Genomic DNA, 22,731 nt, shown 5'->3' with positions numbered 1-22,731 from the left:
GGCTCGCCCCGCTCTCATGCGGCCGAGTCGGCCCCGGGCCCGCGGAACGTACGACGGTAGGCGTTGGGCGTGGTGCCGAGCGCGCGGACGAACTGATGGCGCAGCGCGGCCGCGTTCCCGAAACCGGCGCGGCCCGCGATCGCGTCCACCGTCTCGTCCGTCGCCTCCAGCAACTCCTGGGCGTGCAGCAGGCGTTGGCGCAGCAGCCAGCGGTAGGGCGTCGTGCCCGTCTCCTGCTGGAAGCGGCGCGCGAACGTGCGCGGCGACATATGGGCGCGGGCGGCGAGCTGGTCGACGGTCAGCTCCCGGTCGAGGTGGCGCTCCATCCACGCGAGCACCTCGCCGACGGTGTCGCAGCGGGTGCGGGGCAGCGGCCGCTCGATGTACTGGGCCTGGCCGCCGTCGCGGTGCGGCGGGACGATCATCCGGCGCGCGATGGCGTTGGCGACCTCCGTGCCGTTCTCCTTGCGGACCAGGTGCAGACAGGCGTCGATGCCCGCGGCGGTGCCCGCGGAGGTGATGACCGGGTCGGCGTCCACGTAGAGCACGTCCGGTTCGACGATCGCGCGCGGATGGCGCCGCTTCAGCTCCTCGGCGTGCCGCCAGTGCACGGCGCACCGTCGCCCGTCGAGCAGTCCGGCGGCGGCCAGCACGAAGACGCCCGTGCAGACGCTGAGCACCCGGGTGCCGCGGTCGGCGGCGCGGCGCAGGGCGTCGAGGAGGTCGGGCGGGAACTCCCGGGTCACGTAGGAGTCGCCGGCCGGGATAGTGATGAGGTCGGCCTCTTCGAGGCGGTCGAGGCCGTGCGTGGTGGTGATCGAGTACCCGGCGTGGGTGGAGAGCACCGGGCCCTCGGCGGAGGCGACCGCGAAGTCGTACACCGGCAGCCCCTCGTCGCTGCGGTCGAGGCCGAACACCTCGCACACGACGCCGAGCTCGAAGGGGTGCACGCCGTCGAGCACGACGGCGGCCACGTTGGTCAGCATCCTGCCAGTGTGCCGTAGCGTTGGCAGGAAATCGAGGTCGTACGACAGTCCTGCCACTGACGGCGAAGGACGGCCGGCGCGAGAGTGGATGTCATGAACGCACACGACGCACTCAACACGCTGGCCGTCCTCGGAGTCTTCCTGCTCGTGGCGCTGCCCTCGCTCATCGGCCACGCGCACGACCGGCGGATCGACCGCCAGCTGCGCGAGGCCGAGCGAGGGCAGCAGCCCTCAAGCCGGAGCCCGGCTCAGGACCCGGTCCGGGTCCCGGCTCAGGGCCTCGCTCAGAACTCGTCGTCGAAGGAGACCGAACCCTCCACGGCGACCTGGTACGCCGAGGGGCGCCGCTCGAAGAAGTTGGTCAGCTCCTGCACGCCCTGAAGCTCCATGAACGAGAACGGGTTCTCGGAGCCGTAGACCGGCGCGAAGCCGAGCCGCTGAAGGCGCTGGTCGGCGACGCACTGCAGGTACTCGCGCATCGACTCGGTGTTCATGCCGGGCAGGCCCTCGCCGCAGAGGTCCCGCGCGAACTGCAGCTCGGCGTCGACCGCCTCCTTCAGCATGTCCGTGACCTGCTGCTGAAGCTGGTCGTCGAACAGCTCCGGCTCCTCCTTGCGGACGGTGTCCACGACCTCGAAGGCGAAGCTCATGTGCATCGTCTCGTCGCGGAACACCCAGTTGGTGCCGGTCGCGAGGCCGTGCAGCAGACCGCGGCTGCGCAGCCAGTAGACGTACGCGAAGGCACCGTAGAAGAACAGGCCCTCGATGCACGCCGCGAAGCAGATCAGGTTGAGCAGGAACCGGCGCCGGTCGGCCTGGGACTCCAGGCGGTCCAGCTTCTCCACCGAGTCCATCCACTTGAAGCAGAACTCGGCCTTCTCCCGGATGGACGGGATGTTCTCCACGGCCGCGAAGGCGGCGGCGCGGTCGTCCGGGTCGGGCAGATAGGTGTCGAGCAGCGTCAGATAGAACTGGACGTGCACGGCCTCCTCGAACAGCTGCCGGCTCAGGTAGAGCCGCGCCTCGGGGGAGTTGATGTGCTTGTACAGCGTGAGCACGAGGTTGTTCGCCACGATCGAGTCGCCGGTCGCGAAGAACGCGACCAGACGGCCGATCAGGTGCTGCTCCTCGGGCGTGAGCTTGGCCAGGTCGGCCACGTCCGAGTGGAGGTCGACCTCCTCGACGGTCCAGGTGTTCTTGATCGCGTCGCGGTAGCGCTCGTAGAAGTCCGGGTAGCGCATGGGGCGCAGGGTCAGCTCGAAGCCGGGGTCGAGCAGGTTCTTCTCACCACTGGTCGTCGTGGTGTGGTTGGCGGACTGGGACATTACTGGCAGGCCTCGCAGGACTCGGGGTTTTCCAGGGAGCAGGCGATCGCCTCGGGGTCGGTCACCTGCTGGGGGACGGGGGCAGCGGCGGCGGCCTGGCCGGACGCCGCGCGGGCGATGCGCGTCGCCGGGCGCGAGCGCAGGTAGTACGTGGTCTTCAGGCCGCGCTGCCAGGCGTAGGCGTACATCGAGGAGAGCTTGCCGATGGTCGGCGTCTCCAGGAACAGGTTCAGGGACTGCGCCTGGTCCAGGAACGGCGTGCGGTCGGCCGCCATGTCGATGAGGCCGCGCTGCGGGATCTCCCAGGCCGTGCGGTACAGGTCGCGGACGTCCTGGGGGACCCAGGTGAAGCCCTGCACCGAGCCGTTGGACTCGCGCAGCGCCTCCCGGGTCTGCGCGTCCCACACGCCGAGCCGCTTCAGCTCCTGCACCAGGTAGGAGTTGACCTGGAGGAACTCACCGGACAGGGTCTCGCGCTTGAAGAGGTTGGAGACCTGCGGCTCGATGCACTCGTACACGCCCGCGATGGACGCGATGGTGGCGGTCGGCGCGATGGCGAGGAGCAGCGAGTTGCGCATGCCCACCTTGCCGATACGTTCCCGCAGCGCCGCCCACCGGTCGGGCCAGGTCAGCTCGACGCCGTAGTGGTCGGGGTGCAGGACGCCGCGCGCGGTGCGGGTCTTCTCCCAGGCGGGGAGGGGGCCGTTCCGCTCGGCGAGGTCGGCGGACGCCTCGTACGAGGCGAGCATGATGCGCTCGGCGATGCGGGTCGAGAGCGCCCGCGCCTCGGGCGAGTCGAACGGCAGCTTCAGCTGGAAGAAGACGTCCTGCAGGCCCATCGCGCCGAGGCCCACGGGCCGCCACTTGGCGTTGGAGCGCCCGGCCTGCTCGGTCGGGTAGAAGTTGATGTCCACGACGCGGTCGAGGAAGGTGACGGCCGTGCGCACGGTGGCGTCGAGCCGGTCCCAGTCGATGTCGCCGCTCGCTGTGTCGACGAACGCGCCCAGGTTCACCGAACCCAGGTTGCACACGGCCGTCTCGCCGTCGTCCGTGACCTCCAGGATCTCCGTGCAGAGGTTGGAGGAGTGGACGGTGTGGCCCGGCTCGGCCGTCTGGTTGGCCGTGCGGTTGGCGGTGTCCTTGAAGGTCATCCAGCCGTTGCCGGTCTGCGCGAGGGTGCGCATCATGCGGCCGTACAGCTCGCGGGCGGGGATGGTCTTCTGCGCGAGACCGGCCGCCTCCGCCTTCTTGTACGCGGCGTCGAACTGCTCGCCCCACAGGTCGACGAGCTCGGGCACGTCGGCCGGAGAGAACAGCGACCAGGGCTGGTCGGCGGCCACGCGGCGCATGAACTCGTCGGGGATCCAGTGCGCGAGGTTCAGGTTGTGGGTGCGCCGGGCGTCCTCGCCGGTGTTGTCCCGCAGCTCCAGGAACTCCTCGATGTCGGAGTGCCAGGTCTCCAGGTAGACGGCGGCCGCGCCCTTGCGGCGGCCGCCCTGGTTCACGGCGGCGACGGAGGCGTCGAGGGTCTTCAGGAACGGCACGATGCCGTTGGAGTGCCCGTTCGTGCCGCGGATCAGGGAGCCGCGCGAGCGGATGCGGGAGTACGAGAGGCCGATGCCGCCGGCGTGCTTGGAGAGCCGTGCGACCTGGTGGTAGCGGTCGTAGATGGAGTCCAGCTCGTCCAGCGGCGAGTCGAGCAGGTAGCAGGACGACATCTGCGGGTGCCGGGTGCCGGAGTTGAAGAGCGTCGGCGAGGACGGCAGGTAGTCCAGACGGCTCATCAGGCGGTAGAGCGCGGCGACCTCGTCGAGGGCCCGCTCGGAGGTGTCCTCGGCGAGACCGGCGGCCACGCGCAGCATGAAGTGCTGCGGGGTCTCGACGACCTTGCGGGTGATCGGGTGCCGGAGCAGATAGCGGCTGTGCAGGGTGCGCAGGCCGAAGTAGCCGAAGCGGCGGTCGGCGCCGTCGGCGAGCGCGGCGTCCACGAGGCCGTCGAGGCGCTCCGCGTGCAGCGTGGCGAACTCGGCGGTGCGGTCCGCGATCAGGCCCTCACGGTGGCCGACGGCGACGGACTGGGAGAACGACGTGACGCCCTGCGAGGCGGCTTCCTCGCGGATACCGATGGTCAGGAGCCGGGCCGCGAGCTGCGAGTACGCGGGGTCCTCGGAGATGAGCCCGGCGGCCGCCTCGGTCGCGAGCTCCCGCAGCTCCACCTCGTCGGCCTTGGCCGAACGGCCGCGCAGCGCGGCGGCGGCGACCCGGCCGGGGTCGGCGTCGGGGAGGTCGGCGGTGAGGTCGGTCAGGACGCGCAGCAGGGCGGTCCCCGGTCCGTCGGTGGTCTGCGCGGCCTGCTGGGCCTCGGCCTGCTCGGCGGCCTGCGCTGACGCGGGTTCGGCGGGCGCGATGGTCACGTGGTGCTCTCCCTCGCTCGGCTCTGGGCCTGTGGAGAGCGGCACGGCGCGGCTGCGCCCGCGCAGGGGCGACTCCGCGTCCACCAACCCATTCCTCGAGGCCCGGACGTCTCGGCACCCGGACCGGACGGTCCAGGTGCGCTGTCGGCAGGTCGTCGGACTCACCGGCGCATGTTGCGGGCGCGAGCGCACAAATGCGTACCAGTACACCGTTGCGGGACAGTTCCGGACTTGCACCGGATTCCCCTGCGGCGACAGCGAGGACGAGCATACATCTTGTGCTGGCTTTCGGTGCCACCCCTAGATGTTGTGTCGGAGGGTAGCGGCGTTGTCGCGGGACGAGGCGCCCTGAACCTCAACTCGGGGGCGGGGCGTGGCATTCCGAGGGGGCGTACGGCCGCTGCCGGGGGCCCGCGCAGAGGCCGCCGAGGGCCCGCTCGGGAGGTCGCTCAGGCTCCGCTCGGGAGGTCGCTCAGGCCCCGCTCAGCCAGCCGCTGCGGCGTCGCTCAGCCACCCGCTGCGGCTCCGCTCAGCCACCCGCGCCCGGCGGGTCCTGGGGCGCGCCGTCGCCCTCGCGCGGGATGTCGCCGCGCTCCACCGGCGTGGCGGGGGAGGTCTTCTCGGGCAGTACGGCGTCCAGCTCGGCCGCGTTCGCGCGGTGCGCCTCCTCGGCGGCGGCGCGCAGCGTGTCGCGGTCCACCAGGTCGGGGTCGGCGGAGAGCTGGATGCGCAGGCCGTGCTCGGAGCGGACGTACTCGTGCCAGGAGCCGGACCGGCCGGTGGAGCCGGGGTTCTCGGGCGAGTCGGGGCCCGAGGCGCGGTACCAGCCCTTGCCGTCCTTCTCGCAGCGCCCGGCCGGGGGATACACGCTCCGGCAGGTCTTGCCGTCGACGGTGCCCCGCTCCACGCCGACCTTGATCTGCGCGCCGCCCCGCTTCGCCACGTACACCGCCTGGAAGCCGTCGTCCCCGAGAACGCCCACGGACTGCTCCGCCAGTGTGAACCCGTCGGCCTCGGTCACGTACACGTGCGCCGTCCGGGTCTGCGCGGCGCGGGCGCGGTCCTCCAGGTCGGCGCGGGAGGGCGTCGATCCGGCGCCGGAGCCCGCGTTCCCGGAGGCCCTGTCCCCGGAAGCCCTGTTCCCGGACCCGGCGTCCTCGGAGCCGCACCCGGTGAGGGCGAGGGGCGCGAGGAGCAGCAGGGCGGCGGGGAGCAGGAGGCGAGGACGCGGCATGGGCCCATTCTTTCGTACGCCGGTTCGGGGCCGGAGGCGGCACGGCGAAGGCCGCCGCGTCCCGGGCGGAACACGGCGGCCTCCAGGCAGGGTGGCCTCCAGGCAGGGCGGAGCCCGAGGGCGTCAGTGCCCGGCGCCCACCTTCGGCAGCTCCACCGCCACGCCCTTGTCACCGGCATCCGCGGTGTAGTCCTCCGGGGACGTCTCGTCGACGCCGTCGGGGGCGCCCATGGCCTTCAGGACGAAGGTGAGGACGACGGTCACGACGACGTTCAGGACGAACGCGGTCAGGCCGATGTAGCCGATCTCACCGATGCCCGGGATCTCCTTGGACGAGCCGCCGAAGTGCGCTTGCGTCGGCGAGGCGACTCCGTACGCGGCGACCGTCCCGTAGATCATGCCGACCGCCCAGCCGGCGAGCAGCGCCCACCGGTGGAACCAGCGCGTGAACAGGCCGCCGACGAGGGCGGGCATGGTCTGCAGGATCCAGATGCCGCCGAGCAGCTGGAAGTTGATGGCGACCGTCTTGTCCATGGTGAGGACGAAGGCGAGCGCGCCCACCTTCACCAGGAGCGAGACCAGCTTGGAGACCTTCGTCTCCTGCGCGGGTGTCGCGCCGGGCCTGATGAAGTCCTTGTAGATGTTGCGGGTGAAGAGATTCGCGGCCGCGATCGACATGATGGCGGCCGGGACGAGCGCGCCGATGCCGATGGCCGCGAAGGCGACGCCCGTGAACCAGTCCGGGAACATGTCCTCGAACAGCTGCGGGATCGCCAACTGCCCGTTCTCGACCTTCACCCCGGCCGCGATCGCCATGAACCCGAGCAGCGCGAGCAGGCCGAGCATCAGCGAGTACAGCGGCAGGATGGTGGTGTTGCGCCGGATCACGTCGCGGCTGCGCGAGGACAGCGTCGCCGTGATCGAGTGCGGGTACATGAAGAGGGCGAGCGCGGAGCCGAGGGCCAGGGTCGCGTACGTCCAGGTGCCCGCGTCGCCCGGCACGAGCGAGCCGACGGGTTTGCCGGTGGCCTCGTTCGTCGCGGAGAACTTCTCATTGGCGGCGCTGAAGATGTCGTCGAAGCCGCCGAGCTTGATCGGGATGTAGATGATGGCCACCACGATCACGATGTAGATCAGGGTGTCCTTCACGAACGCGATCAGCGCGGGCGCCCGCAGACCGGACGAGTACGTGTACGCGGCCAGCACGCCGAAGGCGATGAGCAGCGGCAGGTCCTTGATGAACCAGTTGGTGTCCTCGCCGCCGCCGACACCCATGACGTCGAGGACGGCCTGGATGCCGACCAGTTGGAGCGCGATGTACGGCATCGTCGCGAGGATGCCGGTGACCGCCACGGCCAGCGAGAGCCCCTTGGAGCCGAACCGGCCCCGGACGAAGTCCGACGTCGTCACGTACCCGTGCTTGTGCGAGACCGACCACAGGCGCGGCAGGAAGGTGAAGATCAGCGGATAGACGAGGATGGTGTACGGCACGGCGAAGAACCCGGCCGCGCCCGCCGCGTAGATCGCCGCCGGGACGGCCACGAAGGTGTACGCGGTGTAGAGGTCGCCGCCGAGCAGGAACCAGGTCACCCAGGTCCCGAACGACCGGCCGCCCAGGCCCCATTCGTCGAGGCTCTGCTCGTTCTCGGCCTTGCGCCAGCGGGACGCCAGGAAGCCCATGACGGTGACCGCGAGGAAGAAGAAGATGAAGACGGCGAGCGCGACGCCGTTCACGCCGTCGTTCACCGGGACGCTCCGTCCTTCTGGGCCTTGCGGCCGCGCTGGTCACGCTGCCACAGCTGGTAGGCGATCATCGTGAGCGCGGTCGAGACCAGCACCCACAGCATCTGGTACCAGTAGAAGAACGGGATCCCGATGAAGGCCGGGTCGGCCTTCGCGTACGAACTCACCCAGAGCATCGCCACGAAGGGCGCCACGAGGCAGAGGGCGATGACCACGCGGACCGGCGTGACCACCGGCTGTCTCACTTCAGGCGCAACTGGCACTTCAGGCGCATCTGACATCCCGCCGCTCCGTTCCCTCACTTATCCCGTTCTTAACGTGCGGGAAATCTAAGTCAGAGATCTCGCGGTACGGAACCCCCGTCCGTATAACGGACGGGTACCGGAAGTGCCGTCGTGCCTGCTCAGCAGCAGCGGAAGCCCGCTCGGGGGTCCGACTCCTGCCGGTCCGTCCGCATCCGCTCGAACGCGCGGCGGCTCGGCACGACGGCGTCCGGATGATCCTTGCGTACGTGCGCCACGTACCGCTCGTACGCGGACTCGTCGGTCAACTCCCTTACGTACCAACGCAGTCCGCGCAGGGCGCGCAGGAGGGGTCCGCTCATGGCGAGCCCGCCGTCTCGCGCTCCTCGGCCGCCGCGATCTCCGCCTTCTCCTCCTTCGTGGCGAAAAGCCCGGCGGGCGCGACCGTCCTGGACTCCTCGAACGGCGCCTCGCTCAGCTTCGACGACAGCGGATCGCGGATGTGGCGCACGCAGATGCGCAGCGCGTCGGCGATCACGATCACGATGAGGAGCGCGAGCGCGGCCGAAAGGACGCCGTCCACCGTGGAGTTGGTGACGACGGTGTGCATGTCGTCCATCGACTTGGCGGGCGGCAGGACCTTGCCGTCGTCGATGGCGTCCTGGTAGATCGAGCGCTGCTTGAAGAAGCCCACGCGCGGGTCGCTGGAGAACACCTTCTGCCAGCTCGCCGTGAGCGTCACCGTGGCGTCCCAGATCAGCGGAACGCCCGTGATCCAGGCCCACTTGAGCCGTCCGGACTTCACCAGGAGCGTGGTGCAGACGGCGAGGGCGACGGCGGCGAGCAGCTGGTTGGCGATGCCGAAGATCGGGAAGAGCTGGTTGATGCCGCCGAGCGGCTCGTGCACGCCGACCCAGAGGAAGTAGCCCCACAGGCCGGTCACGGCGGCGCTGGTGAGGACCAGGCCCGGCTTCCAGCTGATGTTCTTGAAGGGCTTGTAGACGTTGCCCAGCATGTCCTGGAGCATGAACCGGCCCACGCGCGTGCCCGCGTCGAGCGCGGTGAGGATGAACAGCGCCTCGAACATGATCGCGAAGTGATACCAGAAGGCCTTCAGCGAGCCGCCGGTGACCTTGGAGAAGATCTCCGAGACGCCGACCGCGAGGGTGGGCGCGCCGCCGGTGCGCGAGAGCAGCGAACTCTCCTCCACGTTCTTGGCGGCCTGCGCCAAGTCCTCGGGGGAGATGGTGTATCCGAAGCCCGCGACGGCCTTGGACGCCTCCTGCACGGTGTCGCCGACCACGCCCGCGGGCGCGTTCATCGCGAAGTAGAGGCCCGGGTCGATGATCGACGCGGCCACCAGGGCCATGATCGCCACCGCCGACTCCATCAGCATGGAGCCGTACCCGATCATCCGGACCTGCGTCTCCTTCTGGATCATCTTCGGCGTCGTGCCGGAGGAGATCAGGGAGTGGAAGCCGGAGAGCGCCCCGCACGCGATGGTGATGAACACGAACGGGAAGAGCGAGCCCGCGAAGACCGGACCGTCGCCGCGCGAGGCGAAGTCGGTGACCGGGTCCATCTTCAGCGTCGGCAGCGCGATGACGACGCCGAGCGCGAGCAGCACGATGGTGCCGATCTTCATGAACGTCGACAGGTAGTCGCGCGGCGCGAGCAGCATCCACACCGGCAGGATCGAGGCGATGAAGCCGTACGCCACCAGCCAGATCACCAGCGTCGACGGCGCGAGCGTGAACGCCTCCGCCCACGAGGACTCCGCCACCCAGCGGCCCGCGATCAGCGCGAACAGCAGCAGCGCGACACCGATGAGGGAGACCTCGCTGACCCGTCCCGGCCGCAGGATCCGCAGGTAGAAGCCCATGAACAGGGCGATCGGGATCGTCATCGCGATGGAGAAGGTGCCCCACGGCGACTCGGCGAGCGCGTTCACGATCACCAGGGCGAGCACGCCCAGCAGGATGATCATGATGGCGAAGGCGGCGAGCAGCGCCGCGGCCCCGCCGAAGGGGCCGATCTCGTCCCGCGCCATCTGGCCGAGCGAGCGGCCGTCGCGGCGGGTGGAGAAGAACAGGACGACCATGTCCTGCACGGCCCCCGCGAAGATCACTCCCGCGATGATCCAGATCGTGCCCGGCAAATAGCCCATCTGGGCGGCGAGCACGGGACCGACCAGCGGTCCGGCGCCCGCGATGGCCGCGAAGTGATGGCCGAGCAGCACCCGCCGGTCGGTCGGGTGGTAGTCGATGCCGTTGTCGAGCCGCTCGGCGGGCGTGGCCCGGCGTTTGTCGACCTTGAGCACCTTGTACGCGATGAACTTCGCGTAGAAGCGGTAGGCGATGGCGTACGAGCCGAGGGCGGCGGCCACCATCCAGGCGGCGGACACCTCCTCGTCCCGGGAGAGGGCGAGTACGGTCCAGCCGGAGGCGCCGACCAGCGCGACGACTGTCCAGAGGGCGATGCTCTTGGGGTTCGCTGTGCGCACGGGCCGTCCTCCCGTTCACGATCTGCGGTGACGGGAGGACGGTAGGGGCAGGAACGTGGTCCGCGCTACAGGGCGGACGGGATCAGTCCTGGGGGGTGTGCGCGGGTCAGTCCTGGGGGCGCTTGAGGCGGGCCACGAACTTGTACCGGTCGCCCCGGTACACCGACCGCACCCACTCCACCGGCTGGCCCTGGCCGTCCAGCGAGTGCCGCGACAGCATCAGCATGGGCAGGCCCACGTCGGTGCCGAGCAGTCCGGCCTCGCGCGGGGTGGCCAGCGAGGTCTCGATGGTCTCCTCGGCCTCCGCGAGGTGCACGTCGTACACCTCGGCGAGGGCCGTGTAGAGGGACGTGTACTTCACCAGGGAGCGTCTGAGCGCGGGGAAGCGCTTGGCCGAGAGGTGCGTGGTCTCGATGGCCATCGGCTCGCCGCTGGCCAGGCGCAGGCGCTCGATGCGCAGGACGCGGCCGCCGGTGGCGATGTCGAGGAGTCCGGCGAGGGTGTCGTCGGCGGTGATGTAGCCGATGTCGAGCAGCTGGGAGGTCGGCTCCAGGCCCTGGGCCCGCATGTCCTCGGTGTACGAGGTGAGTTGGAGCGCCTGCGAGACCTTGGGCTTGGCCACGAAGGTGCCCTTGCCCTGGATCCGCTCCAGGCGGCCCTCGACGACCAGCTCCTGCAGGGCCTGGCGCACCGTCGTGCGGGAGGTGTCGAACTCGGCGGCGAGGGTGCGCTCGGGCGGGACCGGGGTGCCGGGGGGCAGGGTCTCGGTCATGTCGAGCAAGTGCCGCTTCAGGCGGTAGTACTTGGGCACCCGCGCCGGGCGTACCGACTTGCCGGGGCCGGAGCCGTCCGCTGTGGTGGAGGCGGCCGGGTTTCCCGTCACGGACGCTTCCCCCGTCACGGACGTGCCCGCCCCGGCCTGGGTACTGCCCGCCTCTGTGCCCATGCTCCGCCTTCCCGGCTCCTGTGCTGCTGCTGTCACCGGCTCCTGCGCTGTCGCCACCGGGTCCTCCGTCTGTCGCGGCTCACATCGTGGCACGGTCCGGGGCGAGGGGCGCCCCCTGCTCGCGCGAAGGTCGCGCGGGGCCGCGGTCCCGGGGTGTTTCCGGGGGTGCGACACGGGCCCGTACCCACTCAGGTGTCGGTCCGATAACGGACGTGACTGCCCTTCTTATACACCCTTGACACCTATAAAGGTCTAGGCCAAGCTCCCCGTACTGGTCTACACCATTAAAGACCAGGTCCAGTCCCACGGGCAGTCTTTCGGTCCTCTTGGTCGCTGCGGGTGGGGGGTTGGCTGGCATCCAAAGGAGGATGACTGTGAAGCGCAAGCTCATAGCGGCTATCGGTGTCGCGGGCATGTTGGTCTCTGTCGCGGCCTGTGGCGGCGACGACAAGGACGACAAGAAGTCCGGGGCGGACGGCTTCAAGGGCGAGACGCTGACGCTCTGGGCCATGGACGGCTCGACGCCGGACCAGTGGCAGAAGGACGTCACGGCCGCCTTCGAGAAGAAGACCGGCGCGAAGCTGAAGTTCGAGGTCCAGCAGTGGAACGGCATCCAGCAGAAGCTGACGACCGCCCTCTCCGAGGAGAACCCGCCGGACGTCTTCGAGATCGGCAACACGCAGACCGCCGCGTACGCCAAGACCGGTGGCCTCGCCGAGCTCGATGACCTCAAGGAGACCATCGGCGCCGACTGGACCGAGTCGATGAACAAGGCCTCGGTCATCGACGGCAAGCAGTACGCCGCCCCGTGGTTCGTCCTCAACCGCGTCGTGGTCTACAACAAGAAGGTCTGGGCCGACGCCGGCATCAAGACGACCCCGAAGACCCGCGCCGAGTTCCTCAAGAACCTCAAGCAGATCGGCGAGAAGACCGACGCCGAGCCGATCTACCTGCCCGGCCAGAACTGGTACCACTTCGTCGGCCTGACCATCGGCGAGGGCGCCGACCTTGTCAAGAAGGACGGCGACAAGTACGTCTCCAACCTCGACGACCCCAAGGTCGCCGCGGCCATGAAGACGTACAAGCAGTTCGCGGACCTCTCCAAGGCGCCGAAGAACAAGGACGAGGCCACCCCGCAGCAGGCCGAGATCTTCGCCAAGGGCAAGACCGGCGCCTTCATCGGCATGAGCTGGGAGGCCGCGACCGCGATCAAGGCCAACAAGAAGATCGAGAAGGACATCGGCTTCTTCACGATCCCCGGCGCCACCGCCGCCAAGCCCGAGGGCGTCTTCCTCGGCGGCTCCAACCTCGCCGTCGCCGCGACCAGCAAGAAGCAGGAGCTCGCCAAGGAGTTCCTCAAGATCGCGCTGTCCGACAAGTTCGAGGGTCAGTTCGCCAAGGAAGGCGGCACGATCCCGAACAAGAAGGCCCTGGAGTCCAACCTCAAGGGCAACGCGGCCGCCGAGGCCGCCGCTCCCGCCACCGCGGGCGGCGGCACCACCCCGCTGATCCCGGAGTGGGGCGCGGTCGAGAACCCGCCGAACCCGATCAAGAACTACATGACCGCGGTGCTCAACGGCGATTCGCCCGCCGACGCCGCCAAGAAGGTCGAGGGCGAGCTCAACAAGCGCCTGGCGCAGAAGCAGTAAGGACGCAGACCCCGCCGGGGGCGGCGGGTGAACCGACCCCGCTGCCCCCGGCGTACCCATGGGTGCTCCGCGCTCCCCGCGCGACCCCGCGTTCTCCGCGCCCCCGGTGGCGCCACCCCCGCGCTGCCCATGGCGCCCCCGCGCTGCCCACGGCGCCCCCCCCCGCGCCGCCCCCAGCGTTTCGCGTTGCCCACGAAAGAGATGGCGAGCATGACCGTGCAGAAGACCGAACGGCCGCCCTCCGGCCCGACGGAGGTGCAGACACTGGACGGCGGGCCACGGCCAACGGGCCCGCGCAGGTCCCCAGGACGTCTCGCCGGCCTCACGCCCTATCTGCTACTTGCCCCCGCGATCATCGCCACCCTGCTGCTGCTCGGCTGGCCGCTGGTCAACAACGGGATCCTGTCGTTCCAGAACCTCAACATGCGGCAGTTCATTCTGCACTTGACCGAGTGGAACGGAATCGACAACTACAAGGAGGTCCTCAGCAGCGAGGACTTCTGGCGGGTCACCGGCCGCTCGGTCGCCTTCACCGCCGTCAACGTCGTGCTGATCATGATGCTCGGCACCATGGTCGGACTGCTCCTGGCCCGCCTCGGCCGGAAGATGCGCACCTTCCTCCTGGTCGGCCTCGTCCTCGCCTGGGCGATGCCCGTCGTCGCGGCGAGCACGGTCTACCAGTGGCTGTTCGCACAGCGCTTCGGCGTCGTCAACTGGGTGCTCGCCAAGATCGGCTTCGAGTCGATGGCCGACCACGACTGGCTGGCCACGCAGTACTCCACCTTCTTCGTGGTCCTGCTGCTCATCGTCTGGATGTCCATCCCCTTCGTGGCGATCAACCTGTACGCCGCCACGACCACCATTCCCAAGGAGCTGTACGAGGCCGCGTCGCTCGACGGCGCCGGGGCCTGGAAGCAGTTCACCCAGGTGACGCTGCCGTACCTGCGGCCCTTCCTCTACGCCACCACGTTCCTGGAGATCATCTGGGTCTTCAAGGCGTTCGTGCAGGTCTTCACGATCAATGAGGGCGGCCCCGACCGGCTCACCGAGATCCTTCCCGTCTACGCCTACATCGAGGGCATGGGCAACCAGCACTTCGGCATGGGTGCGGCGATCGCGCTGCTCACCATCCTCATCCTGCTGGCCATCACCTCGTTCTACCTGCGGATCGTGCTCAAGCAAGAGGAGGACGAGCTGTGAAGCGCTCGCTGATGGGCCGCCTGTGGCCCAACCTGGTCGCCGTCGTTCTCTTCATCTTCTGCGTCTTCCCCGTGTACTGGATGTTCGCGACGGCCTTCAAGCCGACCGTCGACATCATCGCCGAGGACCCGGTCTGGTTCCCGACCGACGCCACGCTCGAACACTTCAGGACGGCGATGGAGGTCGACCACTTCTGGACCATGGTCGGCAACTCCCTCACCGTCACGATCCTCGCCGTCCTCTTCTCCCTCATCATCGGCGTGACCTCGGCGTTCGCCCTCGCCCGGATGCGCTTCAAGGGACGGCGCGGCTTCATCATCGGCTTCATGCTGGCGCAGATGGCGCCGTGGGAAGTCATGGTCATCGCGATCTACATCATCGTGCGCGACGCGGACATGCTGAACAGCCTGATCCCGCTGACCCTCTTCTACATGGTGATGATCCTGCCCTTCACCCTCCTCACGCTCCGCGGCTTCGTCGCCGCCGTGCCGAGGGAGCTGGAGGAGTCCGCGATGGTCGACGGCTGCACCCGGATGCAGGCCTTCCGCCGGGTGATCCTGCCGCTGCTCGCGCCGGGCCTGATGTCGACCTCGCTCTTCGGCTTCATCACCGCCTGGAACGAGTTCCCGCTGGTCCTCGTGCTCAACAAGGAAGCGGACGCCAAGACCCTGCCGGTGTGGCTCTCCAGCTTCCAGACCGCGTTCGGCGACGACTGGGGCGCCACCATGGCCGCGGCCTCGCTGTTCGCCATCCCGATCCTGATCCTCTTCGTCTTCCTCCAGCGCAGGGCCGTGGCCGGCCTGACCGACGGCGCCGTGAAGGGCTAACGCACCATGACCTCCTCCTACACCGCCTCCGCGGGCACCCAGGACTCCCTCACGCGCGACGCCCTGACCGTGCTCCAGCCCGGCTTCGGCGGCACCACCGCCCCCGACTGGCTGCTGCGCCGCATCGGCGAGGGCCTCGCCTCCGTCGGCCTGTTCGGCCGCAACATCCAGACGCCCGAGCAGGTCGCCGCGCTCACCGCCCAGCTGCGGGCCGAGCGCGAGGACATCGTCGTCGCCATCGACGAGGAGAGCGGCGACGTCACCCGCCTGGAGGTGCGCACCGGCTCCTCCTTCCCCGGCAACCACGCGCTCGGCGCCGTGGACGACGTCGCGCTCACCCGGGGTGTCGCCGCGGAGCTCGGCCGCCGCCTCGCCGAGTGCGGGGTGACCTTCAACTGGGCGCCGTCCGCCGACGTCAACTCCGACCCCGGCAACCCGGTCATCGGCGTACGCTCCTTCGGCTCCGACCCGGACCTGGTGGCCCGGCACACCGGCGCCTACATCGAGGGCATGCAGTCCGCCGGCGTCGCCGCCTGCGCCAAGCACTTCCCCGGCCACGGGGACACCGCGGTCGACTCGCACCACGCCGTGCCGCACATCGACGTCGACGCGGACGTCCTGAACGCCCGCGAACTCGTCCCCTTCCGCGCGGCCATCGCCGCCGGTACGCGCGCGGTGATGAGCGCCCACATCAGCGTCCCCGCCCTCGACCCGGAGCTGCCGGGCACGCTGTCCCGGCGCATCCTCACCGACCTGCTCCGCGGCGAACTCGGCTTCGACGGCCTGATCGTCACCGACGGCATCGAGATGCGCGCCATCTCCGGGACCTACGGCATCGAGCGCGGCACCGTCCTCGCCGTCGCCGCGGGCTGCGACGCGATCTGCGTGGGCGGCGGCCTGCACGACGAGCTGACGGTCCTCCGGCTGCGGGACGCCCTGGTGGCCGCCGTGCGCGCGGGCGAACTCCCCGAGGAGCGGCTCGCCGACGCCGCCGCCCGGGTGCGCGCCCTCGCCGACTGGGCCTCGGCCTCGCGCGCGGCCGACGCCGGGGGAGCGGCGGACCCGGAGATCGGCCTGCGCGCGGCCCGCCGCGCCCTGACGGTCACCCACACCGAGTCCTCCGCGGGCACGCTCACCGAGGCGCCCTACGTCGCCGCCTTCACGCCCCTGGCCAACATCGCCGTCGGCGACGAGACCCCCTGGGGCGTCGCCGCCGAGCTGACCCGCCGTCTGCCCGGCACCGAGACCGGCTCCTTCAGCGGCGACGACGCGGGCGCGAAGGCCCTCGCGGCGGCGGGCTCCCGACGCGTGGTCGCCGTCGTCCGCGACGCCCACCGCCACCCGTGGATGTCCGCCGCCGTCGACCACCTCCTCACCGCCCGCCCCGACACCGTCGTCGTCGAGATGGGCGTCCCCCAGTCCAAGCCCACCGGCTCCCTGCACATCGCCACGTACGGCGCCGCCCGGGTCTGCGGCCAGGCCGCGGCGGAGGCCTTGACGGGCGCGTGAGGCGCTCGTCCCGGCCCATGTCCCCGGCCCAAGGCGAGATCCGGCGGTAGCAGCACGCGAACGGCGCCGGGCGCCCCCACCACTGGGGGCGCCCGGCGCCGTCTGCGTACCCGTCCGGAGGATTAAAGCCCCTGCCACTCCGGCTTGTTGGCGTACGTGTGCCGGAAGTAGTCCGCCAGCTTCAGCTTGGACGCGGCCGCCTCGTCCACGATCACCGTCGCGTGCGGGTGCAACTGGAGCGCGGAGGCGGGGACCACGGAGGCCACCGGACCCTCGACCGTCGCCGCCACGGCGTCGGCCTTGCCCTCACCCGTCGCGAGCAGCACCAGGTGCCGGGCCTCCAGGATCGTGCCGATGCCCTGCGTGATGACGTGGTGCGGGACCTGGTCGATGTCGCCGTCGAAGAACCGCGCGTTGTCCACCCGGGTCTGCTCGGTCAGCGTCTTGATCCGCGTCCGCGAGGCCAGCGACGAGCAGGGCTCGTTGAACCCGATGTGCCCGTCCGTGCCGATCCCCAGCAACTGCAGGTCGACACCGCCCGCCTCCGCCAGCGCCCGGTCGTACGCCTCACACGCGCCCTGCACGTCCGCAGCGCTGCCGTCGGGCCCCATGAAGGCCGACTCGTCGAGGCCGAGCGGCGCCACGACCTCACGCAGCACCACCGAGCGATACGACTCCGGGTGCCCCGCCGGCAGCCCCACGTACTCGTCGAGCTGGCAGATCCGGGCCCGCGACGCGTCCACTTCGCCCGCGCGGACCTTCGCCGCCAGCGCCTCGTAGATGGGCAGCGGGGTCGAGCCGGTGGCGACACCGAGCAGGGCGTCGGACTTGCGGCGCACGAGGGCGGCCATGGCCTCCGCGATGAGCTCGCCGCCTGCCTTGGCGTCCGGGACGATGACAACTTCCACGCTGGGCCTGCCGATCTGGTGTAGGGGAGGAGCGGGACTGGCGCTCGGAAGAGTGTGGTATAGACCAATCTAGCAGAGCCGCACCACCCAGGTGCAGGGGTCGGACACCCCGGGCGCCCACGACATCAGCCCTTTCCCGCCCGCACACGCGCACGCCCCCACATGTCCATGCTCCGACCCGAACCCGGCCTTCGCCTGCCGACCTGTACTCGCCGTGCTGCGTCGCCTGTACTGCGCCCGGTGTCCTCCTTCCTGCGGCTGCCCGGGCCACGCGGCGGTCCCCGGGGCAGGGCTCCCGCCTTGGCGCTCGCGCTCCTGCGGCCGGCCCGTGCTCCTGCGGCCGGCCCGTGCCACGGCGGCTGACCCAGGGCCACGGCGGCTGCCGCTGGACCACCGTGAGTCCGCGTCACTGCGGCGCGGCCCGGACCCCAGCGACTGCCCCTACGCCGCAGCGGCGGCCCCAGGGACGAGGGGGGAAGTCACCGTGGCCCCTACCCAACCCCGTCCCCCTCCCCGCCCGGAGGGCAAGCGCTCCCGGCCAGTAGCAAGCACAGTGGGAAGCATGACTGCGATGTCGTCCTCCCCTTACAGCGAGCAGCCCGGCCGCATCATGTCCCGTGAGATGGCCGAACAGCCCGAGGTCCTGCGGCGGCTTCTCGACACCGGCGCCCCGGCGATCCGCGAGACCGCCCGACAGGTGGCCGCGCAACGCCCCCGCTTCGTCCTCCTCACCGCCCGCGGCACCTCCGACCACGCCGCCCTCTACGCCAAGTACCTCCTCGAAGTCCGCCTCGGCCTGCCCTGCGGCCTCACCTCCATGTCCACGACCACGGCCTACGGCGCCAAGCCCGACCTCCGGGACGTCCTGGTCGTCACCGTGAGCCAGTCCGGTGGCTCGCCCGACCTCGTCGCCTCCACCCAGGCCGCCCGCGAGGCCGGCGCCATCACCCTCGCGGTCACCAACAACCCCGACTCCCCGCTCGCCGCCGTCTCCGAGCACCACATCGACATCCTCGCGGGCCCGGAGAAGGCCCTCCCGGCCACGAAGACCTATACGGCGTCCCTGCTCGCCCTCTACCTCTTGATCGAGGGCCTGCGCGACGGCGACGGCGCTGCCGCGGGTCCGCTGCCCGACCTCGCCGCCGACCTCCTGGCCCGGCAGCCGGAGATCCGGACGCTCGCCGCCCGCTACCGCTTCGCCGAGCGCATGGTGATCACCTCTCGCGGCTACGGCTATCCCACCGCCAAGGAAGCCGCCCTGAAGCTGATGGAGACCAGCTACATCCCCGCCCTGGCCTACTCCGGCGCCGACCTGCTGCACGGCCCCCTCGCCATGGTCGACAACATCTCGCCGGTCATCGCCGTCGTCCCGGACGGCAGGGGAGGGGAGGCGCTCCAGCCCGTCCTCGACCGGCTCCGCGGACGCGGCGCCGACCTCGTGGTCATCGGGCCCAAGACCCACGTCGAACGGGCCTCCGCCGGATTCGCCCTGCCGACGGACGGGGTCCCCGAGGAGGTCCAGCCCATCCTGGAGATCATCCCCCTCCAACTCCTCGCCTACGAGGTGACGATCGCCCGCGGCCAGGACCCGGACGCGCCCAGGGCTCTCGCCAAGGTGACGGAGACGAGGTGAGGTAGGCGAGGTGAGGGGGACGAGGTGAGGGGGCGCCCCGGCCAGTCGTCCCCCCGGCCCGTGTCGCCCTGCTCCCGCCCCGCCGGGCCGAGGCACCTCAGGTCAGCGAACCCCCCGTCGCGTCCAGCCAGTGCCCCGTCACCCAGCGCCCGTCCTCCGAGGCGAGGAAGGCGACCGCGTCGGCTATGTCCTGCGGTGTCCCGACCTTGCCGAGGGCCGACATGGCCGCCGCGCCCGCCCATGCCTGCTTGTTCTCCTCGCCGCGCAGCCAGGCGGCGTTGACGTCCGTGTCCACGATGCCCGGGGCCACCGAGTTGACCGTGATGCCGCGGGCGCCGAGCACCTTCGACAAGTTCTGAGTGAAGACGTCCAGGGCGCCCTTGGTCATGGCGTACGTCATGATCTGGGGCATCACGGCGGCGCGGGAGAGGCCGGACGAGATGTTGATGACGCGCCCGCCGTCCCGCAGTCGCTCCGCGCCGAGCTGGGTGATGAAGAACGGCGCCTTGACGTTCACCGCGAACAGCCGGTCGTGCTCGTCCTCGTCCGCTTCCGTGAACGAGTGCGACGTGCCGATCCCGGCGTTGTTCACCAGGATGTCCAGGTCGTCCGCGTGTGCGTCGAACGCCGCCCACAGCGCTGCCGCGTCACCCGGCACACCCAGCTCCGCGCCGATCGCGAAGGCGGAGCCGCCCGCCTGCTCGATCGCCGAGACCGTCTCCTTCGCGGCCGCCTCATTGCTGCCGTAGTGCACGGCAACCCGCGCCCCGTCCTGGGCCAGCCTCTCGGCGATCCCCCGCCCGATGCCCCGGCTTGCGCCCGTGACCAAGGCTGTCTTGCCCGCGAGCCGCTTCACCCGCGCCCCGTCCTCCGCGGGCCTCTCCGCCGCCTCTGCGGTCTGCGAGGTCGTCGTCTTCTCCGTCAGTGCACCCATGAGCAGGCGCCCCCCAACTTTCTCTAGCGGTCGCTACACAAAGAACCGTAGCGGATCGCCACCCGCTTTTCTAGCGCGCGCTATAAAATTCACCCATGGCGACGAAACAGCGAGGCAGGCCGCGCTCCTTCGACCGTGAGACGGCGCTGGAGCAGGCCCTGCGACAGTTCTGGGAGCACGGGTACGAGGCGACGTCCGTCGCCGACCTCACCCGCGAGATGGGCATCGGCGCCCCGAGCCTGTACGCGGCCTTCGGCGACAAGCGGACGCTCTTCGAGGAGGTCCTGGTGCGCTACGCGAGCACGTACGGAGCCTTCGGCGGGCGCGCCCTCGCCGAGGAGCCGACGGCCCGCGGCGCGATGGAGCGCATCCTGCGCGAGGCCGTCGACTCCTTCACCGAGCCGGGCCTTCCCCACGGCTGCCTCGTCATCCACGCCGCGACCAACTGCACCACGCCGGAGGTCGAGCAGACCCTGCGCGAGCAGCGCAACGCCAACGTCGCGACCTTCGCGGCCCGCATCCAGCAGGGCATCGACGCGGGCGAGATCGCGGCCGGCGTCGACGCCGGGGACCTCGCCCGCTACGTCGGTGCGGTGTTCCAGGGCCTGTCCCAGCAGTCCCGCGACGGCGCCACCAGGGAAAACCTCCAGGTCGTCGTCGACCTGGCGATGCGGGCCTGGCCGGAGGCCTGAGCGGGTCGACGCCGGGGTCGAGGCCGGAGCCGGCGGCGGTCGGGTGAGGCGTCGGCGCGGGCTCCCCGCCAGGTCCGGACCTGCCCCCGATTCTGGAGGAAGATCCGACAACAAACCCCGTCCCGCGCATAGACATGGGAGAATGGTCTAGTCCACAATGCGGGAGTAAAGCTCCGCTCTTCCCGCACAGAAGAGCGGCCGAGGAGCCGGTGCTCTCTGCCCTGACCGCGCCGGGCACTCCTCAATCGGTGGCCGGTACCGCACATTCTGGCCGCCGATGCACCTGAAGGGCCGCGGTGTTGGGGTCGGGTTGAGGGTCCCGCCCCGGCGCCGCTGCCCGACGGGGACCGGCGCCGGGAGCAGAACACCCCCGGACCTGCCCGGACCGCCAGGTACGCTCGCACACGTGCCCTCCATGAACGACCTCGTACGCCAGCACACCGCCCTCGGCGACTCCGACCTCGAGTGGCTCCATCTGCTGGTCTCGGAGTGGCAACTGCTCTCCGACCTCTCCTTCGCCGACCTCGTGCTGTGGGTGCCCACCCGCGACGGCACGCGCTATGTCTCCGTCGCACAGATGCGCCCCAACACCGGACCGACGTCCTACCAGGACGACATGGTCGGCCACCTCGTCCCGCGCGGCCGCCGTCCGCTGCTCGACGCGGCGCTCGACGAGGGCCGCATCGTGCGCGAGGGCGACCCGGAGTGGCGCGAGGAAGTGCCGGTGCGGGTCGAGTCCATCCCCGTACGCAGGGAGGGGCGCGTCCTCGGAGTCATCGCCCGCAACACCAACCTCCTTACGGTGCGCACCCCTTCGCGCCTGGAGCTCACCTACCTCCAGTCGGCGTCCGACCTGGCGCAGATGATTGCCGCGGGATCGTTTCCCTTCGAGGGGCAACAGGTCGACATGGACGCATCCCCGCGCGTGGGGGACGGCCTTGTGCGCCTGGACGCGGACGGCGTCGTCCAGTACGCCTCGCCGAACGCCCTCTCCGCGTACCACCGCCTCGGTCTCGCCGCCGACCTGGTGGGCCACCACCTCGGCAAGGCCACCGCCGAACTCGCCCCGTCCCGGGGCCCGGTGGACGAGGCCTTGACCAAGCTGGCCAGCGGCTGGGCGCCCCGCGAGTTCGAGATCGAGGGCGGCGACGGCGTGATCCAGCTGCGCGCCATCCCGCTCAAGCCCAAGGGGCCGCGGATCGGTTCGCTCGTCCTGCTGCGGGACGTCACCGAACTGCGCCGCCGCGAGCGAGAGTTGATCACCAAGGACGCCACCATCCGGGAGATCCACCACCGGGTGAAGAACAACCTCCAGACGGTCGCGGCCCTGCTGCGCCTGCAGGCGCGCCGCATCGACTCCGTCTCCGGCCGCGAGGCCCTGGAGGAGGCGGTGCGGCGCGTGGGCTCCATCGCCATCGTCCACGAGACGCTCTCGCAGAACCTGGACGAGCGCGTGGAGTTCGACGAGATCGCCGACCGTGTCCTCGCCATGGTCGCGGAGATCTCACCGGGCACGGTCACGGGTCGGCGCACCGGCCGCTTCGGCATTCTCGACGCCGAGGTCGCGACGCCGCTGTCGATGGTCCTGACGGAGATCCTGCAGAACGCCCTGGAGCACGGTTTCACCCAGGGGGACACCGGCACCGTCGAGGTCTCCGCGGTCCGCGGCGGCACCGCGAAGGACGCCCGGCTTCTGATCACCGTCCAGGACGACGGCGTCGGACTGCCCGACGACTTCGACCCGCATCGCTCGGGCAACCTGGGCCTGCAAATCGTGCGCACCCTCGTCGAGGGCGAGCTGGGCGGCACGTTCGACATGGTCAAGGCGCCGGAGCGGGGGACCCGCGTCGTCCTGGATATTCCGGTACGCGGCGACAAGTAGCACGCGCACACGGCAGGGACACTTGCACACGGCAGGGACACTCGCACACAGCAGGAAGCCCCGGACCATGTCGGTCCGGGGCTTCCTGCTCACGTTGCGATGCG

19 protein-coding genes and 1 riboswitch are annotated in these 22,731 nt (G+C 70.4%); of the genes, 8 read left to right on the top strand and 11 right to left on the bottom strand.

Annotated features, from left to right (window positions below):
* Positions 1-14 precede the first annotated feature (14 nt).
* Positions 15-986, bottom strand: a complete 972-nt coding sequence (locus tag OO63_RS29160) for a GlxA family transcriptional regulator (protein ID WP_030359856.1) — start codon at positions 984-986, stop codon at positions 15-17.
* 93 nt (positions 987-1,079) lie between these two features.
* Between OO63_RS29160 and OO63_RS44005 the strand changes: the two genes are divergently transcribed.
* On the top strand, positions 1,080-1,367 hold the full coding sequence (locus tag OO63_RS44005; RefSeq protein WP_078619428.1) for a hypothetical protein: 288 nt from the start codon (positions 1,080-1,082) through the stop codon (positions 1,365-1,367).
* On the opposite strand, the gene OO63_RS29155 is transcribed toward OO63_RS44005, so the two are convergent.
* The 8 genes from OO63_RS29155 to OO63_RS29120 all read right to left on the bottom strand — a co-directional run bounded on the left by OO63_RS29155 (position 1,271) and on the right by OO63_RS29120 (position 11,393).
* Positions 1,271-2,311: a ribonucleotide-diphosphate reductase subunit beta gene (locus OO63_RS29155; protein WP_030359857.1), complete on the bottom strand. Its 1,041-nt coding sequence runs from the start codon at positions 2,309-2,311 to the stop codon at positions 1,271-1,273. The genes OO63_RS44005 and OO63_RS29155 overlap by 97 nt on opposite strands.
* On the bottom strand, positions 2,311-4,725 hold the full coding sequence (locus OO63_RS29150; RefSeq protein ID WP_030359858.1) for a ribonucleoside-diphosphate reductase subunit alpha: 2,415 nt from the start codon (positions 4,723-4,725) through the stop codon (positions 2,311-2,313). Before OO63_RS29150 ends, OO63_RS29155 begins: the two co-directional genes overlap by 1 nt.
* A 129-nt stretch (positions 4,726-4,854) precedes the next feature.
* Positions 4,855-4,996: riboswitch (cobalamin riboswitch) on the bottom strand.
* Positions 4,997-5,254: 258 nt separating this feature from the next.
* Positions 5,255-5,959, bottom strand: a complete 705-nt coding sequence (locus OO63_RS29145; protein ID WP_030359859.1) for a hypothetical protein — start codon at positions 5,957-5,959, stop codon at positions 5,255-5,257.
* 123 nt (positions 5,960-6,082) lie between these two features.
* Positions 6,083-7,705 (bottom strand): monocarboxylate uptake permease MctP, encoded by a 1,623-nt coding sequence (gene mctP / locus OO63_RS29140; protein WP_030359860.1) that lies wholly within the window; start codon positions 7,703-7,705, stop codon positions 6,083-6,085.
* A complete protein-coding gene (locus OO63_RS29135; protein WP_078619427.1) occupies positions 7,702-7,983 on the bottom strand; it encodes a DUF3311 domain-containing protein in 282 nt (93 codons plus the stop codon). Before OO63_RS29135 ends, mctP begins: the two co-directional genes overlap by 4 nt.
* 122 nt (positions 7,984-8,105) lie before the next feature.
* A complete protein-coding gene (locus tag OO63_RS29130; protein ID WP_030359862.1) occupies positions 8,106-8,306 on the bottom strand; it encodes a YbdD/YjiX family protein in 201 nt (66 codons plus the stop codon).
* The gene (locus tag OO63_RS29125; RefSeq protein ID WP_030359863.1) at positions 8,303-10,447 is read right to left on the bottom strand and encodes a carbon starvation CstA family protein; all 2,145 of its coding nucleotides are present in this window, start codon (positions 10,445-10,447) and stop codon (positions 8,303-8,305) included. Before OO63_RS29125 ends, OO63_RS29130 begins: the two co-directional genes overlap by 4 nt.
* Before the next feature lie 106 nt (positions 10,448-10,553).
* The gene (locus OO63_RS29120) at positions 10,554-11,393 is read right to left on the bottom strand and encodes a GntR family transcriptional regulator (RefSeq protein ID WP_234311252.1); all 840 of its coding nucleotides are present in this window, start codon (positions 11,391-11,393) and stop codon (positions 10,554-10,556) included.
* Positions 11,394-11,767: 374 nt separating this feature from the next.
* On the opposite strand from OO63_RS29120, the gene OO63_RS29115 reads away from it, so the two are divergent.
* From OO63_RS29115 to OO63_RS29100, 4 genes are all read left to right on the top strand, one after another.
* Entirely contained in the window at positions 11,768-13,042 is a 1,275-nt protein-coding gene (locus OO63_RS29115; protein ID WP_030359865.1) for an extracellular solute-binding protein, read from the top strand.
* A 210-nt stretch (positions 13,043-13,252) separates the two neighbouring features.
* The gene (locus OO63_RS29110) at positions 13,253-14,242 is read left to right on the top strand and encodes a carbohydrate ABC transporter permease (protein WP_030359866.1); all 990 of its coding nucleotides are present in this window, start codon (positions 13,253-13,255) and stop codon (positions 14,240-14,242) included.
* Positions 14,239-15,069, top strand: coding sequence for a carbohydrate ABC transporter permease (locus tag OO63_RS29105; protein WP_030359867.1), 831 nt, complete (start codon positions 14,239-14,241; stop codon positions 15,067-15,069). Before OO63_RS29110 ends, OO63_RS29105 begins: the two co-directional genes overlap by 4 nt.
* Before the next feature lie 6 nt (positions 15,070-15,075).
* On the top strand, positions 15,076-16,578 hold the full coding sequence (locus OO63_RS29100) for a glycoside hydrolase family 3 protein (RefSeq protein WP_030359868.1): 1,503 nt from the start codon (positions 15,076-15,078) through the stop codon (positions 16,576-16,578).
* Positions 16,579-16,700: 122 nt separating this feature from the next.
* Here the strand turns inward: OO63_RS29100 and nagB are convergent, their stop codons facing one another.
* Positions 16,701-17,486, bottom strand: a complete 786-nt coding sequence (gene nagB, locus OO63_RS29095) for a glucosamine-6-phosphate deaminase (RefSeq protein WP_030359869.1) — start codon at positions 17,484-17,486, stop codon at positions 16,701-16,703.
* 562 nt (positions 17,487-18,048) lie between these two features.
* Between nagB and OO63_RS29090 the strand changes: the two genes are divergently transcribed.
* Positions 18,049-19,119 (top strand): SIS domain-containing protein, encoded by a 1,071-nt coding sequence (locus OO63_RS29090; protein WP_030359870.1) that lies wholly within the window; start codon positions 18,049-18,051, stop codon positions 19,117-19,119.
* Positions 19,120-19,216: 97 nt separating this feature from the next.
* Here the strand turns inward: OO63_RS29090 and OO63_RS29085 are convergent, their stop codons facing one another.
* A complete protein-coding gene (locus OO63_RS29085) occupies positions 19,217-20,053 on the bottom strand; it encodes an SDR family oxidoreductase (RefSeq protein WP_078619426.1) in 837 nt (278 codons plus the stop codon).
* Positions 20,054-20,148: 95 nt separating this feature from the next.
* On the opposite strand from OO63_RS29085, the gene OO63_RS29080 reads away from it, so the two are divergent.
* Both OO63_RS29080 and OO63_RS29075 read left to right on the top strand, forming a co-directional pair.
* On the top strand, positions 20,149-20,745 hold the full coding sequence (locus tag OO63_RS29080) for a TetR/AcrR family transcriptional regulator (RefSeq protein WP_030359872.1): 597 nt from the start codon (positions 20,149-20,151) through the stop codon (positions 20,743-20,745).
* Positions 20,746-21,160: 415 nt separating this feature from the next.
* Complete coding sequence (locus OO63_RS29075; RefSeq protein ID WP_031192731.1) at positions 21,161-22,627, top strand: sensor histidine kinase; 1,467 nt, start codon at positions 21,161-21,163, stop codon at positions 22,625-22,627.
* The last annotated feature ends 104 nt before the right edge of the window (positions 22,628-22,731 follow it).

Origin of the sequence: Streptomyces alboflavus, assembly GCF_000716675.1 — a bacterium.
Classification (GTDB): Bacteria; Actinomycetota; Actinomycetes; order Streptomycetales; family Streptomycetaceae; genus Streptomyces; species Streptomyces alboflavus.
The sequence above is the reverse complement of the archived record's forward strand: the minus strand, read 5'-3'. Positions and strand labels throughout refer to the sequence as shown.

Excerpts from the sequence above, each read along its gene's own strand:
- OO63_RS29145 (WP_030359859.1), bottom strand. The coding sequence starts at position 5,959 with ATGCCGCGTCCTCGCCTCCTGCTCCCCGCCGCCCTGCTGCTCCTCGCG.
- OO63_RS29080 (WP_030359872.1), top strand. The coding sequence starts at position 20,149 with ATGGCGACGAAACAGCGAGGCAGGCCGCGCTCCTTCGACCGTGAGACG.
- OO63_RS29090 (WP_030359870.1), top strand. The coding sequence starts at position 18,049 with ATGACTGCGATGTCGTCCTCCCCTTACAGCGAGCAGCCCGGCCGCATC.
- OO63_RS29110 (WP_030359866.1), top strand. The coding sequence starts at position 13,253 with ATGACCGTGCAGAAGACCGAACGGCCGCCCTCCGGCCCGACGGAGGTG.
- OO63_RS29155 (WP_030359857.1), bottom strand. The coding sequence starts at position 2,311 with ATGTCCCAGTCCGCCAACCACACCACGACGACCAGTGGTGAGAAGAAC.
- OO63_RS29135 (WP_078619427.1), bottom strand. The coding sequence starts at position 7,983 with ATGTCAGATGCGCCTGAAGTGCCAGTTGCGCCTGAAGTGAGACAGCCG.
- OO63_RS29160 (WP_030359856.1), bottom strand. The coding sequence starts at position 986 with ATGCTGACCAACGTGGCCGCCGTCGTGCTCGACGGCGTGCACCCCTTC.
- OO63_RS29130 (WP_030359862.1), bottom strand. The coding sequence starts at position 8,306 with ATGAGCGGACCCCTCCTGCGCGCCCTGCGCGGACTGCGTTGGTACGTA.
- OO63_RS44005 (WP_078619428.1), top strand. The coding sequence starts at position 1,080 with ATGAACGCACACGACGCACTCAACACGCTGGCCGTCCTCGGAGTCTTC.
- OO63_RS29100 (WP_030359868.1), top strand. The coding sequence starts at position 15,076 with ATGACCTCCTCCTACACCGCCTCCGCGGGCACCCAGGACTCCCTCACG.
- OO63_RS29120 (WP_234311252.1), bottom strand. The coding sequence starts at position 11,393 with ATGGGCACAGAGGCGGGCAGTACCCAGGCCGGGGCGGGCACGTCCGTG.
- OO63_RS29085 (WP_078619426.1), bottom strand. The coding sequence starts at position 20,053 with ATGGGTGCACTGACGGAGAAGACGACGACCTCGCAGACCGCAGAGGCG.
- OO63_RS29075 (WP_031192731.1), top strand. The coding sequence starts at position 21,161 with ATGAACGACCTCGTACGCCAGCACACCGCCCTCGGCGACTCCGACCTC.